Annotated in this window: 15 protein-coding genes; 1 reads left to right on the plus strand and 14 read right to left on the minus strand. The window is 23.6% G+C overall.

What is annotated here, in order from left to right:
* From BUA77_RS09960 to BUA77_RS09975, 4 genes are all read right to left on the minus strand, one after another.
* A partial coding sequence (locus BUA77_RS09960) for a transposase zinc-binding domain-containing protein (RefSeq protein ID WP_200773953.1) occupies positions 1-218 on the minus strand: 218 nt, incomplete at its 3' end.
* 258 nt (positions 219-476) lie between these two features.
* The gene (locus BUA77_RS09965; RefSeq protein WP_072889742.1) at positions 477-1,661 is read right to left on the minus strand and encodes a pyridoxal phosphate-dependent aminotransferase; all 1,185 of its coding nucleotides are present in this window, start codon (positions 1,659-1,661) and stop codon (positions 477-479) included.
* A gap of 72 nt (positions 1,662-1,733) precedes the next feature.
* A complete protein-coding gene (locus BUA77_RS09970) occupies positions 1,734-2,666 on the minus strand; it encodes a dipeptidase (RefSeq protein ID WP_072889744.1) in 933 nt (310 codons plus the stop codon).
* Between the two features lie 19 nt (positions 2,667-2,685).
* A complete protein-coding gene (locus tag BUA77_RS09975) occupies positions 2,686-3,612 on the minus strand; it encodes a tyrosine-type recombinase/integrase (protein WP_072889746.1) in 927 nt (308 codons plus the stop codon).
* Between the two features lie 327 nt (positions 3,613-3,939).
* Between BUA77_RS09975 and BUA77_RS09980 the strand changes: the two genes are divergently transcribed.
* Positions 3,940-4,752, plus strand: coding sequence for an undecaprenyl-diphosphate phosphatase (locus BUA77_RS09980; protein WP_072889748.1), 813 nt, complete (start codon positions 3,940-3,942; stop codon positions 4,750-4,752).
* Positions 4,753-4,788: 36 nt separating this feature from the next.
* Here BUA77_RS09980 and BUA77_RS09985 read toward each other — a convergent pair whose 3' ends face one another.
* The 10 genes from BUA77_RS09985 to BUA77_RS10030 form a co-directional block, all read right to left on the minus strand.
* Positions 4,789-6,585, minus strand: a complete 1,797-nt coding sequence (locus BUA77_RS09985) for a UvrD-helicase domain-containing protein (RefSeq protein WP_072889750.1) — start codon at positions 6,583-6,585, stop codon at positions 4,789-4,791.
* A gap of 86 nt (positions 6,586-6,671) precedes the next feature.
* Positions 6,672-6,962 (minus strand): hypothetical protein, encoded by a 291-nt coding sequence (locus tag BUA77_RS09990; RefSeq protein ID WP_072889752.1) that lies wholly within the window; start codon positions 6,960-6,962, stop codon positions 6,672-6,674.
* Between the two features lie 280 nt (positions 6,963-7,242).
* Positions 7,243-7,698 carry a spore coat protein gene (locus BUA77_RS09995; protein WP_072889754.1) on the minus strand — a complete coding sequence of 152 codons (456 nt, stop codon included), beginning with the start codon at positions 7,696-7,698 and terminating at the stop codon, positions 7,243-7,245.
* Positions 7,699-8,134: 436 nt separating this feature from the next.
* Entirely contained in the window at positions 8,135-8,560 is a 426-nt protein-coding gene (locus BUA77_RS10000; RefSeq protein ID WP_072889756.1) for a hypothetical protein, read from the minus strand.
* Positions 8,561-8,600: 40 nt separating this feature from the next.
* Entirely contained in the window at positions 8,601-9,302 is a 702-nt protein-coding gene (locus tag BUA77_RS10005) for a nitrite/sulfite reductase domain-containing protein (RefSeq protein ID WP_072889758.1), read from the minus strand.
* Positions 9,303-9,418: 116 nt separating this feature from the next.
* Positions 9,419-10,627: a Wadjet anti-phage system protein JetD domain-containing protein gene (locus BUA77_RS10010; protein ID WP_072889760.1), complete on the minus strand. Its 1,209-nt coding sequence runs from the start codon at positions 10,625-10,627 to the stop codon at positions 9,419-9,421.
* Complete coding sequence (locus BUA77_RS10015; protein ID WP_072889762.1) at positions 10,611-13,859, minus strand: ATP-binding protein; 3,249 nt, start codon at positions 13,857-13,859, stop codon at positions 10,611-10,613. Before BUA77_RS10015 ends, BUA77_RS10010 begins: the two co-directional genes overlap by 17 nt.
* Positions 13,828-14,445, minus strand: coding sequence for a DUF4194 domain-containing protein (locus BUA77_RS10020; protein WP_072889764.1), 618 nt, complete (start codon positions 14,443-14,445; stop codon positions 13,828-13,830). The genes BUA77_RS10015 and BUA77_RS10020 overlap by 32 nt, the downstream gene beginning before the upstream one ends.
* 1 nt (position 14,446) lies before the next feature.
* Complete coding sequence (locus BUA77_RS10025; protein ID WP_084605699.1) at positions 14,447-15,841, minus strand: Wadjet anti-phage system protein JetA family protein; 1,395 nt, start codon at positions 15,839-15,841, stop codon at positions 14,447-14,449.
* A gap of 119 nt (positions 15,842-15,960) precedes the next feature.
* Positions 15,961-16,223: hypothetical protein (locus BUA77_RS10030; protein ID WP_207646850.1), on the minus strand; the 263-nt coding region annotated here is incomplete at its 5' end.

A 16,223-nucleotide genomic window follows, 5' to 3' on the forward strand; every position in this document is an offset into this window, starting at 1 on the left:
CAAAATTTACTTTTACATGTAAAGCCTACTCTCTTACTTTCCATGCATTCTAAACACATATACTCTGTATATCCCTTTTCTAGCCTCCCACAGTCCATTGCTTTTTCAACTGTTTCTATAACATCTGCCCTTATTACCTTCGGAATTCTTTTAATTTTTTTCTTTAAAAAGTTTTGCCAATTATCTTGCAATATTTTTTTTAATGTTACTTTAGTCATCTCTTCATCTCTCTTTTTTCAATACTTATACATATATTTTAGCAAGTTTTCCACAGATTTTGAAATTTTATAATTTCCTACTTAATATAAAAAAGTCTTTATTCTAAAGATTTTACAATGTAGACTTTTTTGAAATTCATAACGGAATTTATATTTATCCACAATTTAAATAGGAATATAATTTCCTATTCGTTATAAAAAAATCTTAATATTATTTTAACTTAATAAATAAAATAATATTAAGATTTTTTAATTAAATTAGTTCAAAACTTCTTCTATACGATTTAATCCTTCTATTATATTTTCTAAAGAATTTGCATAAGACATTCTAATATAATTGTCACTTCCAAAAGCAATTCCAGGAACAACAGCCACATTAGCATTATCTAAAAGGTAATTTGCAAAATCTATAGATCCATTAATCTTATATCCATTAAATTCTTTCCCAATAATTTTTGATATATTTACCATTACATAAAATGCACCTTTAGGCATATTGCAAGACAATCCATTTATTTCATTAATTTTTTTTACCATTTCTTTTCTTCTTTTATCAAATTCATTTTTCATATATTCAATTGATGATTGGTCTCCATCTAAAGCTTCAATGGCAGCATATTGAGCTACAGTATTAGGATTTGAAGTTGCATGACTTTGAATGTTTGCCATTATATTAGCTATTTCTTTATTAGATGCTGTGTATCCTATTCTCCATCCTGTCATAGCAGAACATTTAGATAATCCATTTACAACTATAGTTAAGTCTTTTATTTTTTCATTAATCGAAGCTATACTTATATGTTTTTCACCATCATATATAAGTTTTTCATAAATTTCATCAGAAATAACAATTATATCATGTTTTATCGCTATTTTAGAAATTTTTTCAAGTTCTTCTAGTGTATACACAGAACCTGTAGGATTTGAAGGGCTGTTTAAAATTATAGCCTTAGTCTTATCAGTTATGTATTTTTCTAATTCATCTACATTGTATTTAAAATCATTTTCTTCTTTACAATTAACTAACACAGGAACTGCTCCTGCCATTTTAACAAGTTCTGGATAACTAACCCAATAAGGAACAGGTATTATTATTTCATCCTCAGGATTGCATATTGCTTGAAAAATATTATATAATGAATGCTTTGCTCCATTAGATACAATTATCTCTTCTTCTTTGTATTCTAAATTATTGTCTAATTTTAATTTGTTACATATAGATTTTTTTAAATCAGGCATACCAGAAGCTGCAGTATATCCTATACTAATATTTTTAATTACATCAATAGCTTTATTTCTAATGTTCTCTGGAGTATTAAAATCTGGTTCTCCAACACTAAAGCTTATAACATTTATACCTTCTTCTTTCATTTTTTTTGCTTTAGCACTTATAGCCAAAGTTAAAGAAGGCGAAATACTACTGTGTTTTGTTGAAAGTTTCATTTTCGTTACCCCCATTTATTATGTACTAATTAACCATTAATTATTATATCAGAATTTCAAAGAATATGCTTTCTAAAAAAATTTACTTAACAAATTCAAATAATTTTCAAAAAATATCTTTTTTATAGTTTCTTCACTGTAGTTTCTTCTTAAAAGTTCATCTGCTATTAAATATGTATATGTACAATCCTTTATATCATTTATAACATCACATCCATCAAAATCTGACCCTAATCCTATACAATTATCTCCTCCTATATAAATTATTCTATCTATATGATCAACTAAAGAATATATATCTTTATTTTTTCCTATAAATTCTTTATAAAAATTTATTCCGATAACTCCATTTAATTCAGAAATTTTTTTAATTTGATTATCTGTTAGATTTCTTTTATGATTATTTACATATCTACTTAAAGAATGTGATGCTATTATAGGATTTTTTGCAATATCTATTACATCATAAAATGTTTTTTTAGAAACATGAGAAACATCTACTATCATATTCAAATCATTCATGGTATTTACTACTTTCTTCCCAAAATCACTAACTCCTAAATCAATATCCTCCATAGCTCCATAAGCTAGCTTATTTTTATAATTCCATGTTAAAGTTAAAGATTTTACCCCTAAAATATTTAGAGATTTTAAAATTTCTATATTATCATCTATTATATGTCCACCTTCAATAGTTATTATTATTCCAATTAAATTATCATTATTCATAACATAATTTAAATCATCTTTGTTTTTTATTATTTTTAAATTATCGTATATTTTTTCATATTCGTAAAGCTTATTTATATGCTTAATTGCCTTAAAATAGCAATTTGGAAAAGGTATATTATAATCAATATATACCGCCATGAATTGTATCTTAATATTTGATTTTACCATTTTTTTTATAGTTATATGTGATATATCATTATTATAAAAATCTAAATTTTCATCTTCAATTCTTGTTATAGTATCACAATGACTATCTATTATATTATATTTCACTATATCACCTCTTCATTATTTATTCTTTACTACTACTTTTAATATTTTTATTTATTTTTAACTTATCAGTATCAGTAATGTAATCAACAACTTGACTATCTACAAAATTAATGACATATTTATATCTTATAGCATAGTATTTATCACTCCATCCTAAATAATTCTTAACATCCTCATCAACTGCACCTAGTCTTAAACAAAAGGTAGCAAAGGAATGTCTAAAGTCTTTTGCTGAGTAATTATCAAGTCCAGCAAGATTCAAAGCCTTTTTAACTATTACTCTTACATTTCTATCTGTTATACTATCACTTGTACGACTTTTGAAGACAAATTCATTAGTAGGCTTAACTACTTCAGGAAGTCCTAAATAATCTCTATATTTCATTATAAGCTCCCAGGAATATGGATGAAGTTTTATTATTCTTTCTCTTTTACCTTGGCCTATTTTACAAAAAAAATCATCTTTTTCATCTATTATAAGATTCTGCCATTTTAAATTAACTACTTCACTTAATAAACACCCTGTAGTTACTAAAAAAACAATAATAGCTCTATCTCTTATATTCAGTTGAGGAAGTATTGAAATTAACTTGTTTACTTCATCAAAGCTCAAAACATCATCTTTTGTTTTTATTCTTGATACAGATGGTTTTTTTACATGACTAAAGGGATTAATCTCTATATAATTTTCTTTTATTAGAAAATTGTAAAAGCTATGAAGATAACTGTATATTTTTTCACAGGTTGATTTAGCGTATTTTTTTGTTACAAAATCTATAAATTTTTTACTGTCTTCTTTAGTTGCTTTAAATAAATCTTTATTGTCATTTTCTAAAATAGACTTGAATAAAATTATTTTACTTAAATAATCATCTCTCGTATATGGTTTAAGCTTTCTTGAAAATTCTTTAAAAACTTGATTTTCATAATCTGATAAAAAAACCATAGGATCACTCCTTTATTTCTATTATTATATTTTATTATTTATTCAATATTTTTTCCAAAATTTATAAATATAAAATTGTATATTTTTGTGTCAAAACCCTTTATTTTTTTATTATTATTTAGTTTTTTTATAATAAATTATATACTAATTTTTAGGAGATAGATGTAGAGAAATTTTAAAAGAGGGCACTATTGTATTGTTAGATATGAAGATAAAATAATAATTGGAGATAAAGTTAAAGTTATAATTTAGTTGATATTGTATATTAATACTGATATACTTTATATGTTGTTTTCTAAATTGTATATTATTGTAAGGAGGTTTTTTATGAGTGATATTTTAAAAGCTATAATACTCTCTATAGTAGAAGGTGTAACTGAGTTTTTACCAATAAGCAGTACTGGTCATTTAATATTAGTTAATAATTGGATTGATTTTGAAGGTTCTTTTGCAAATTCATTTAATGTAATAATTCAATTTGGAGCTATTTTGTCTGTAATAGTTCTTTATTTTAACAAGCTTTATCCTTTTAGTAATACTAAAAGTTTAAAACAAAGACAAGAAACTATTAACCTTTGGCTTAAAGTTATTGTTGGGTTTATTCCTGCTGCTATTTTAGGATTTTTATTTGGAGATATTATAGAAGAAAAATTTTTTAATCCAACAACTGTAGCAATAATGCTTTTATTAGGTGGTATTGCAATATTAGTTTTAGAAAGAAAAAGTAAAAGACCTAGAATAAACAGCTTTCATGATTTAAGTTATAAAACAGCTTTTATAATAGGTACAATTCAGTGCCTTGCTATGATACCTGGAACGTCACGATCAGCTTCTACTATAATAGGTGCAATGCTACTTGGTTCTTCTAGGCAAATTGCTGCTGAATTTTCTTTTTTCCTTGCTATACCTACAATGGCTGGAGCAACTGCTTATTCTTTACTAAAAATGATTAAAAAAGGATTATTTATAACTTCTTCGCAATGGATACTTTTAACTGTAGGAGTTGTAGGTTCATTTTTAGTAGCTCTTGCTGTGATATCATTTTTTATGAATTACATAAAGAAAAAAGATTTCAAACTATTTGGCTACTATAGAATTATACTTGGACTATTGATATTAGGATACTTTTATATGATTTAAAAATGTAGGAGAAATTTCTCCTACATTTTTTTGTAACTATAATGAATCTTTTAACATTTTTATTACATCACTATTTTTCTCGCTAAATGTAGTTATAATAGTTAAGTGATCTATAGAACGTGTTAAAGCTGTATATATAATGTTTAAATTTTTTATAAAGCTTCTAATTTCATAATTAGTATTTTTTTCATTAAGGCCATGGCTATACAACATCTCAATTTGACAAAATATTACTGCCTTATATTCAAGATTATTAATAGCATATATATTTGATATTGTAACTCCCATTTTATTGCTTAAATTAGTCAATTCATCATTAGAATATATATATGGAATATTACTTTCCTCTAATGCTTTTCTAAGTATATATTGAAAATAAATCATATTTCCATTTTTTAACTTTCTTTTATTATAGGGATATATGATGGCTATATCAGAATATTTAAAGCCTTTTTGATTAACAAGATATTCTATTTCCCAAATTATAGCTTTTATTTTTTCCTCAATATCCTCTACAGTTATTATTTCTACTTGTTCCCCTTCTTTTCTAAGTGACTGTGTTTTTAAATAATAATTTTTAGGAAAATCTATATTTAATTTGTCCATATATTCTAATATATTTTGAGTAAAACTATTTATAAATGAAGTTATTTTTTTGGTTTGTCTATAGTTATAGTTAAACTCAACAATATCATTAAAGTCTATATTTTCCCATGATCCTATAAATGACTTTAGATTACTTTTTATATCTTTTCCTTTATCTGCTGATATATTAAATATATTTTTAGATTTGTATAGCATTCCTTGTATAAACTCTATTTCTTCTTGATTAAAATTTTCACATTCATCTAAAAATATACCTTTATATATTTTTTTATCTTTTAAAACATTCTTAACCTGTAAGAATACATTCTCAAAATATTTAGAAAAGTTTTCTTTTAACTTGTTATAGTCTACTACCAAATTGAATTGTTTTGCTAGTTTAAAAACAAACCCATGAAAATTATATATTTCTAAATTTTTAGGATTTTTCCCTAATATATGTATTTGATTTTTTATATCATTCATAAGCTGTTTATTAAAAGTTATAAATAGAAATCTATCTTTTGGATAAAGTCTTGCAAGTTTAATAGCTCTTGATATTAAAAGAGTAGTTTTACCGCTTCCAGCGGGAGCTAAAAATAAAGTATTTCCATATTTTATTGAATTTAGCTTTTTAAGCTGAAATGAACTCAAAAATAATGCAGTATACTTATAATCATCTTTAAAAAATGATATTCTTTTAAAGTCTTTATTTATTAGTCTATCACTTTCTTCCTTTTTTATAACATGATATTCTGGACATACATAAAACCTAAATAAATTTAATATTACATCTTCATTTTCACCTTTTAAATATTTATTAATCATACTTGAATCTTGTAGTATTTTTTTATAACTATTTTTATCAATTATATGATTTTGTATAAAATCACCAAAATCTTCATTATCATCAATATCAACATACGGCATTACATACACCATATTATATTTAACATCTAAATTAAATAGTTTTATTTCACTTACTAAATTAATATATTCTTCTTCCATTACCTCTAATAATTCTTCTTCTAAAATAGAATATATATCTTCATTTGTATCCATAAACTTTATAAAAAGTATATTATTATTCTCAATATACATCAAATCAATGTTTATACCTTCCACTGGAACTACTTTAGTTATTCCTATTCCTTTTAATTTTTTCTTAAAATGTCTATAAAAAGCTCTTTCACTATCTTTTATTCTTAGAGAATCTAACTCTGAAATTACATTAGTAGAATATATTCTCAATTTTATCCCCCTCAATCTTTTTTTCTATTATATCATTTTTTATTTAAAAATAAACCATAGCTTACCAGCTATGGCTTATTTTTTTGTTAGTTTTTAAATTTATCATAATTTTCTTCTAACCACTTATTTATTTTTCTTCTTATTTTTCTTTCTTTTACTTCTTCAAAAATTCTATCATTAATTTTTAAATTTTCTTTTATATTTTCTACTTCTGTTGGATAACATAAAAATTCTCCATTTTTATTTATAAAACCTATTGATAATACTTCATATTCTTCTTTTTCATTATTTTTTCCCATTACTAAGCCATATTCTACTGTACCATCTTCTCCTTTTGTCATTTTAACAAGTTGATTTTCCGATAATTTTTCTAACATTTTTTTCTTTCCTTTCTTTTTTTATTTTGTATTTATTATTTCTAAATTTATTTTTTTTATGTTTTTTTGTTTGTTTTTATTTCTACTAGGAATTAACATCTAAAAAAATAAATTTATCTAGTTTTAGTGAACCTTAAAAGTTATGATAAACAATTCTAATATACCTAATTTTTCTCCCTAAAAGAAAATAATATGTATATCCATAAAATCAACTTTTTATAAAATTTATTTAAGGATAAGTTCAATATTTCTATTTGACTTATCCTTAAATATTAAAAATTTATTTTACATTATACATTCCATGGCTATTCATATAATTAAAGAGTTCTTCTCCATGTCTTTGTTCATCTTGTTGAATATGTTGAAAAGCTTGTCTAACTACTGGATTAGCAGATTCAAAAACAGCTATATCATAATTACTTGAAACATGTTTTTCTGTAGATAATAAATCTATACAAAGATTTTTATCATTCTCATTATTCATAGTTCCTTGAGAAGGAGTTTGATTTTGTTGCTGCTGTTGAGGATGAGCTAAATTTGGCTGCTGTCCCTGAAGTAACTGATTAATAGTATCAAGGTGATGCTGTTCCTCTGTAGCAATTTTATTAAAAAGCTGTTTTAATTGTGGATCCTGAGCTTGTTGAGCATATTTTTGATATTTTTGAACGCAGATTCCTTCTTGAATTTTTCCATCTTCTAAGTACATTCTTTCTTTTTGACTAAGTTGTATTTGCATAATCACACCTCCTTATAATATTTTTTACAAAAAAAATACTTTTATTCAGATTCTTATGATATTTTTTAAATCTCTTGATAACTTTACCCTTCTTTAAAATAAGCAATATTTATGCCAGTTTTAACCTTTTTATAATTAATTAAATCAATAACACAATTCAGAGAATAATCTCTCTATGCTTTATAATTTAACTTAAATATATTCATACAATAAAAAATCTTGAAGATGCCTCAGCTTTTATTAGAACTCAACAAATTGTTTTTGTGATGCAAATTAAATAGCGTGTCATATAATTATTAAAACCTTTGCCATTTTTATGACAAAGGTTTTTTTATTTTTTTCTTCTTATCTTTAGTTTTTTAAGTATTAATAACGTAGTCTCAATAAATATAGACTTTCATATAAAAACTAAATTAAAGAAACAATTAGAATATACCTATTTTTTTAATTTCATATTAACAATCTGTGCAATATCTTTATTTTCTTTATTAAGATCCATTAAATACATAAATACAGAGCCTTTATATGGTATATTTTTAGTTATAACTGTATTCTCAAGGCATTTTCTAAGTACAGCTATAATACAATCTTCATTATGATTTTCTTGACAATTCTTACAATGTTTACAAGTGTTTGCTATTCCTGAACAAACTAAGTCTTCATCATAATATTTAAGATCATTATTTGGTATTAATTTACTTGCACCTTCTATTTGCATAACTCCTTTTGATTTAGAAAACTCTAATAGTCTTTTAGCATATCCAATTAAACATTTTTTATTATTGCATTCTTCAGTTTTATAATATGTACAATCTTCACAAATATTATTTAATATATCTAAAGTCTCTAAAATATTACTCATATTTTCCCCCTATTCTAATTTGATTTTCCAACCTGAAATACTATATAAACGCTAAAAATTCCTCATCTATGTATTCTTTTTTATTCTCTTTTATATTTTCATCAATAAATTTATCAATACCGATTCTATTAATAGTTCTAAAAATTCTCTCTTTCTTTTTCCCTTCTTCTATGTATACATCAAGTACATATTTTAATGCATTTTTAACATTTTCTCTCGATATATTATTATATATTTTAGTTGCATGTATAGGTTTAACAGTAGAACCTCTTCCCCCTATATATACATCATATTTATCTTTTCCTTTAGCTATAACTCCAAAATCTGCACATAAAGGATCTGTACATCCTCTTGAACATCCAGCTACAGCTATTTTAAAGTCATGGGGAGTTTGAATACCAAAATATTCATTTTCTATTTCTATTCCTAAATTAAGCGCAGTATCAAGCTGTCTTTTACAAAGTCCCTCACCTGCACTACATCCTTTTACATTTCTTACTTGAGATCCAAAATTCCCAACTTTAAAATTATACTCAGGTGCCATAATTTCAACCTTTTTTAACTGTTCTTCACTTCCAACTACAACTAAAGTTTGTCTAGTAGAAAGCTTGACCACAGGAACTTGTAACTCTTTTAATTTAATAGAAAAATCACATAAAGAATCAACTGATATAACACCACAATTAGATACCAAAACCATTGCATATGACCCATTTATTTGTTCAAATATAGCTTTTTCCATAATTTACCTCCTTTAACTCTACTCTAAAATTATATTTCTAATTTTGTTTCTAGTCAATTAATAATACTAAAAAAGTTACTAGAAAAATAAATTGCTAGTAACTTAAAAAATATATCTTAATAAAAATTAAGTATTCCTTCTTGTTCTAACCTAATTTTATTTTTTATCATATAGTCTATAACTTCATGAAATTCTTTATATTCATCACTGCTTAATAATTTTTCAAGTTCTTTTGTATATTTATCATCATCAATAGCCATGGCTTTCTCCCTATATTTAATCAAAGTTTTTTTATCCATTAAATATGGTTTAAATAAAATACCTGCTTTTTCTCTTAAATGATTTATTATTCTAAATCCACCTAAATCTATATCTGACCAATGATAGAATGTAAGTTTATTATTAAAATCATATATCTTTTTTAATAAATTTCTTCTAACGAAATTATGGTATCCTCCTAAGTATATTATAAGCTCATTATTTACGTTGTAAAAATGAAAAGCTGTTAAGTTTTCTATTGTAATCACTTTTTTTACATTTAAAGACTTTATTTCTAATTTTTCTATTAAAGATGAACTTAGTCCTATTTCTCCATTTAATTTTTCTAAATCAATTGTTTCATTATTTATTTTTAAAATTCCTTTTCCCTTTAAATAGATATATGTAGGATTTTTTATTACATTTGATTCTGAAAACACATCTATATCAGGATTAAAATTTCCATAGTCAATCATAATTCTTTTAATTTTATTTTCTATTTTCTCCAGTTTCTTTGAATCATTAAATAATTTTATACTTAACACTCTTTTAGGAATCTCAGTTTTTTGATTTACTACACCAATAACACCTCTAATTAAATCTTTAATTAGATTTTGATTTTCTATATCTAAATATTTTTTTACACTTCTTTTTTCTTTCAAAAGTTTTATCATGTCCTTTAAAAATTCATCTATCCATGTATTAGTATAAAGATAATTATTTAATAAATTTATTGTTTCTTCTTCTAGAGAACTTTTTTTTACTCTATTTAAATAATTATATATTTCATCTAATTTTTCTATATTTAGCTTAACTTTTTCTATAATATTATTTTCCTGATATTTTTTCCAATGTATTTTTATATAATCTTTATTTTCTAAATTGATACATTCTTCATTTATATTTTCTTTATATTCAAATTCTAATTCATTATAGTAGTTTGGAAGTTCTTTTTTGTTAAATTTAAAATAAATATTGACATTAACTTTATTATCTCCTTTATATAAAGAGCTTTTTTCGTATTTATCTATTAATTTATTTAAAATTAACTTACTGTAATTCTTCATAGGAAAAAGCCTCCACCCAAGAGAATTTATCTTCTTTAGTTACTAAAAGAGTTGTTTTCACATAAGGTGAAATCAATTCTATTTTTTGAGGAGGTGCAGCAAGTATTATTTGAAGGTTTAATTTGTTTAAAAAAGTCATCATACTCTCTATTCTATTTTCATCCATTTTATCAAATGCTTCATCAAATAATATAATTCCTATAGAGTCTCTATAATCATCACTTGAATACATTTGTACAAATGAAGCTGCAATAGCTACATAATAAGGAGTTTGTGTTTCTCCTCCACTTTTTTCTCTACAAACTTTAGAAAAAGAAGATGTAGTATTATCTTCATGGTATATTTTTATATCATAATCCATATAAGTTCTATAATCTGTATATTTTTCTAAAGCAGCATTAGCCTGCTCATTATCTATTACTATCATATCAAAGAGCTCCTCCATTGCCTCTTTATGAGTTTGTTCAAATGAGTTGCTAAATAAAGTAAATTCTCCACCAATATTCATATCGTCCATTATCATATTATAAAATTTTTCATTACCCTTTGATGGGAAGCATTTGAATTTATATTCATCACGACCAAATTTTATCCCCTTTAGTGCTTCATTTATTTTTCTAAATTCCTTTTGTGCAAGTCTTATGTTTTCTTGAAGCTTTGATATAAAGTGGTCTTTAAATTCTATTTCTGTGTTTTTCTTTGCAGTTTTTAATTTTTCTTCATATTCTATAATTTGACTGTCTTTTAATCTTTTATATTCACTATAAAATTCATCCATTCCTTCTATTCCTTCAGCTCCACCAAAGTGAAATAGATTGTTATATTCTCCTTGTGCTTTTTTAAGCTCATCTAATTTATTATTTTTTTGTGTAATAAAACCAACTTTACTTTTATTATAGTTTTCATATACTAAGTGAGGATTTTTGTCTTTTATAATTTCCAAATATCTTTGTTGTGCTTTATTTATAATTTCTATGTTATTTTGTTCATACTCTTTTAAATAATTTTCTTCTTCATTTATTTTATATTTTAGATTATCTATTTCTTTTTCAATATGCTTTATTTCTATTTCTGATTCTTTAGCTTTTTCAATATAATTTTCTTTTTGCTCTTCCATAGTATTTATTTCTTTTTCTACTTCTTTAAGCTTAAACTGTATCTGAATTATTGTACTAGTATCTATACTTTTTAATTCTTCATTTAAATTATTAAGCTCTTTTTGCTTATTAACTACTTCTAATTTTATATAACTATTTTCTTTAATATAGGATAATCTCATTTTTTGAAATAAAGATATAGTTTCATCTAGTTTTTTAATTTCAGTTTCTATTTCATTTATCTTTAATATACATTCTCTTTTTTCTTCTTCTTTTAGCTCTAACTGCTTTTTATACGCATCTATTCCTATATAAGGTTTATTGTAAACTTTTGGGTTGATTTGTCTTGCTGTGTAGTTTTGATATACCATACATGTTGGAGTAATTGATATATTATATTTTTTTAGCTCATCTACATTCTCACACATTGTTACTTTTCCTAAAATCATATTTATATAATTTTTAGCATACTTATTTTTAGAAGTAACCATATGAGCTAGACTTTCTTCACTACATTTTTCATAATTTTCAAGTTTTTGAGTATTTATAAGTCCTACTCCATGTATTTTAAGCTTATTTTTTACATTTTCATATATTCTTAAAGATATATCAAAATACTCTGAATCTACTATTAAATTAAACCTTTGAGTATTTAAATATCCTTCTACTGCATTTTGCCATCTTTCATCCTTAACTTGTAATAATTCACATACGGGTCTTGGCTCTACATCCTTTTGAAGTTCTCTTTTTATTTCTTCTCTTATTGCATTTTTTAAGTTTATAATATTTTCATCATATACTAATTTTTTATTATTTAATATTTTTATATCTTTTTGTATATCTTCTAATTTACTTTTATATTCTTTAAGTTTTTGATTAAACTCTGCCCTTTCATTTAATTTTTCATTATGTATAATTTTGCTGTTTAATTCATATTCATTAATTACATTTATAAAATTATTAATATTTTCTTCGTTTATCGTTATATCCTTATACTTATAAAACGCTTCTAATCCTTTAAACTTATTTATTTTTTTATATAAATTTTTAGCTGTTTTAAATTCTTCCTTTAATACTTTATCAAATTCTATTTCTTTTCTTTTTTTCACATTTAATTCTTGTTTTATAAACTCTATTTCTTTTTTAATATTATTAATCATTCGATATGTATCATTACTAAGCAGTGATGTATGAAGTTCATCTTTATATGATTTTCTTTTGTTTAAGTTTAATTTTAATTCATCAAGTTTTATTTTATAATTATTATTTAAATCTTCTTTATCTTTTTTATTTTTTTCATTATTAATTAAATCAAGCTCTAATCCTTCTTTTTTAGCTTTAATTATTATATAATCTTGAATTTTTATTGTTTCTTCAATTTTATTTAGCTGATTATATATACTATCTATATTTTCAAGTTTATTTAACTTTTTCTTTATTTCCTTTAATACATTTTCAAATTCTAATAAGCTTCTAACGTTTTCTTTTAAGTTTTCAATATTTACTTCTTTTTTATCTAGTAAATATGAATATACAAAGTCTTTTACATTGTTTATTGGTCTAAAAGCAAGTGCTTTTGGTAATAAATCAAAAAATCTATCATTAAAAGCTCCTAATCTATTACGATAGTCTTTTCTTGCTTCAATATTTGTATTATGTATTTTATGAATATAGTTTTTTATATTTATTTTAAAATTATTTATATTTCTCGGGAAATCATTATCAAAAAATAAGTTGTCAATTATCTTTTGATTTTCTATACGATAAAATAAAGTCTTTGGTGTGCTTAAGTTACTTGCCGAATCTATAACACACCCAATTATAAAGTATCTTTTTTTACTTTCTTCATAAAATTCTAATGCAACATGTGATGTAATATCTCCACTTCTTTCATATTGATTAGAGTCTTTTCCTGTTTTACACCTTACATATCCAATTAAATCTCTTTTTCCTTTTTCATTTGCTGCACTATTAAATCTTTGTTTACCAGCAGTTAATACATACTGAAGTGCATCTAGTATTGTAGACTTTCCAGCTCCATTTTCTCCAGTTATTAAGCAGCTTCCCTTAATATCTAGTGTTTCATTTTCTATATAATGCCAATTAATCAATTTCATCTTCATAAGCTTCTTCATCTGTACCACCACCTTTTTTGTAACTGTCTAGTTTTTCATATATTTTGCTAATATCCTCAACCTTTATTGCTAACAATATACTTGGATATATTATTATTCTGCTTCCTGAATCTAAATAACCTCTGTCTATAGGTTCAATAATATTATATTTTTTAAATAATCTTAATGCACTTTGTAATGTAGTTTTTTCAATGGGTTTATCTTTAATTTTTAATGCATTAAATTTTTCGTGTATATCATCTATTCGTATTACTACGTTATCTGCAAGAGATAATTCTTTTAACTTTTCATGGTACAAAAGTCTTAAAATTAAAAGTATTATGCTTTCATATAATTTAAAGTTATATCTATTATAATTATAATTATTAACTAAATGTATAACTCCATAAGTTTCATCTATTTCAAGCTCCCACCCAATTATATTAAGATACTGACTAAATATTTCCTTATGGGTTTGCACAAAATAATAATCTTTTTTGTTATCTTCCTTTTTCTTTGTTAAAAAACATAAGGATAATAATTTATTACATATCCTTGAAAAATTTTCTTTTTCTTTAGTATTTAAAGTTTCATACTTTTCCTTCACTTTATTTCCTCCATATTTCAAAATCGTTAAATATAAAATTATTTATTGTTACACTTTTATTAAGCTTTTTCACTGTATAATTTACAAATTTGCTTTTAGAATAAAGTAGTATATAAATAATTTTTACAAAATCTTTACTGTTTTCAATTGGAAGCATAGATGCATTTGTTACTTTTTTATCCTTTAGAATGTTTAGTACATATTCATCTATATTCTTTCTACTTAGTCTATTTTTGCTTTTTTCTTTAATATATTTTATTTTATTTTCTCTTTCTTCTTTAGACAGCTTATTAGATTTGTTTATTTTTTCAGGTTTAAATGTCTTTTTACCTTCAGTTGATATATATAATGATTTTTCATCTATAAAATTCTGAGTAAATACTGAAAATATATTCTTTAGTTCTTCAAAATTATATTCTTTTATATCTATACTATTTTCAATTACTGCATCAGCTATATATTTTAATATAGTATTTATTTTTCCACCTAAGTCCTTTGAGCTATTTAGTAGTAGTTTTATTCTTGCAACTGATGATCTTATGTATTGAGTATTTTTTCTATCTATTTCATTAATTATATAATCTATATCACTTATTAAATTTATTGTATCATTAAGTGAATTTATCGTTTTTTCATATGCACTTTCAAAGTTATCTTCCTTTTCCATTTTAATTAATTCTTCACATATAGTCTTAATTGTTTCTTTATCTTTTTTTATTTCTTCTAGTTTTTCTATAATTTTTGGTCTAAATTTACTTACATTGTCAGAGGTTTTTAATCTATGATAACCTTTATCTATAATGTTATGAATATAATCATCAAAAAAAAGCTTTATAATTTCCTGTGCACTTTTTTTATCTACTATTTTTTCTATATATTTTTTTATATTAGAATTTAAACTCTTTAATCCACTTATAAGCTTGTCTGTATTTTCATAAACTTGTTCTAACATTATACTTTTATTTATATTCTCATTCCCATATAATATTGAATATATTGTATATACATATCCTTGATATTCAAGCTTTTCATTGTTCATTATAGAATCTAGTGTTTGTATAATAGCGATTGCATAATCTTGAAGATTTATTATTTCTTTATAATTAGATGTGATTTCTATGTCTATCCATCCACATTCTTTGAGTTTTCTTATTATAAAGTTAGAGTTATCCCTAGAATTTTTTAGATTACTTTCTTCTTCTATAAACACATTTTTTTCTTCAATATTTTCAAAGTAATCACTAAGAGCATCTACTATTATTTCTCTTTCTATTCCAAATGAAGTATTATTTTTCAATATTTTATATATTATAAAAATACAATCTGAATATATGTTTTTTTTAGTAGAAGATAATATACTAAAAAATTTATCTGGCATTACATCAAATAGTTTCAATTTTTTCAACTCCTGTATAAATTTAGCTAGTATTGATTATATCATACATTTAAATACTTTTAGATAAAATAGTTTGGAACAAAATATCACTTCGTGATACTCTCAGATGAGTAGCAGAGCTACTCATCTGTATTTTTTGAAACTAATTCACCATTACATTTTGGACATATAAGTATAGGCATTTTTACTTCAAAATTCTCAATATCACAACCAGAAGCAAAAAAGTCATCTTCAATAAATTCATCAATAATAAACCTAGGTACATCTTCTTCAAATCTACACTCCAAACATTGATATCTGTAAGTCTTCTCGTCTGTTTCTATCCCAAAGGGATACGCTTCCTCGTCCTCTCCCATATCTAGGAAGTTCTCTTTCTCTAAAT

Source organism: Tepidibacter formicigenes DSM 15518, assembly GCF_900142235.1.
Lineage (GTDB): Bacteria > Bacillota > Clostridia > Peptostreptococcales > Peptostreptococcaceae > Tepidibacter > Tepidibacter formicigenes.

Coding starts and splice junctions, on each gene's coding strand:
- BUA77_RS10015 (WP_072889762.1), bottom strand. CDS start 13,859: ATGAAGAAGCTTATGAAGATGAAATTGATTAATTGGCATTATATAGAA.
- BUA77_RS09975 (WP_072889746.1), bottom strand. CDS start 3,612: ATGGTTTTTTTATCAGATTATGAAAATCAAGTTTTTAAAGAATTTTCA.
- BUA77_RS10000 (WP_072889756.1), bottom strand. CDS start 8,560: ATGAGTAATATTTTAGAGACTTTAGATATATTAAATAATATTTGTGAA.
- BUA77_RS10005 (WP_072889758.1), bottom strand. CDS start 9,302: ATGGAAAAAGCTATATTTGAACAAATAAATGGGTCATATGCAATGGTT.
- BUA77_RS09990 (WP_072889752.1), bottom strand. CDS start 6,962: ATGTTAGAAAAATTATCGGAAAATCAACTTGTTAAAATGACAAAAGGA.
- BUA77_RS09995 (WP_072889754.1), bottom strand. CDS start 7,698: ATGCAAATACAACTTAGTCAAAAAGAAAGAATGTACTTAGAAGATGGA.
- BUA77_RS09965 (WP_072889742.1), bottom strand. CDS start 1,661: ATGAAACTTTCAACAAAACACAGTAGTATTTCGCCTTCTTTAACTTTG.
- BUA77_RS10010 (WP_072889760.1), bottom strand. CDS start 10,627: ATGAAGAATTACAGTAAGTTAATTTTAAATAAATTAATAGATAAATAC.
- BUA77_RS09980 (WP_072889748.1), top strand. CDS start 3,940: ATGAGTGATATTTTAAAAGCTATAATACTCTCTATAGTAGAAGGTGTA.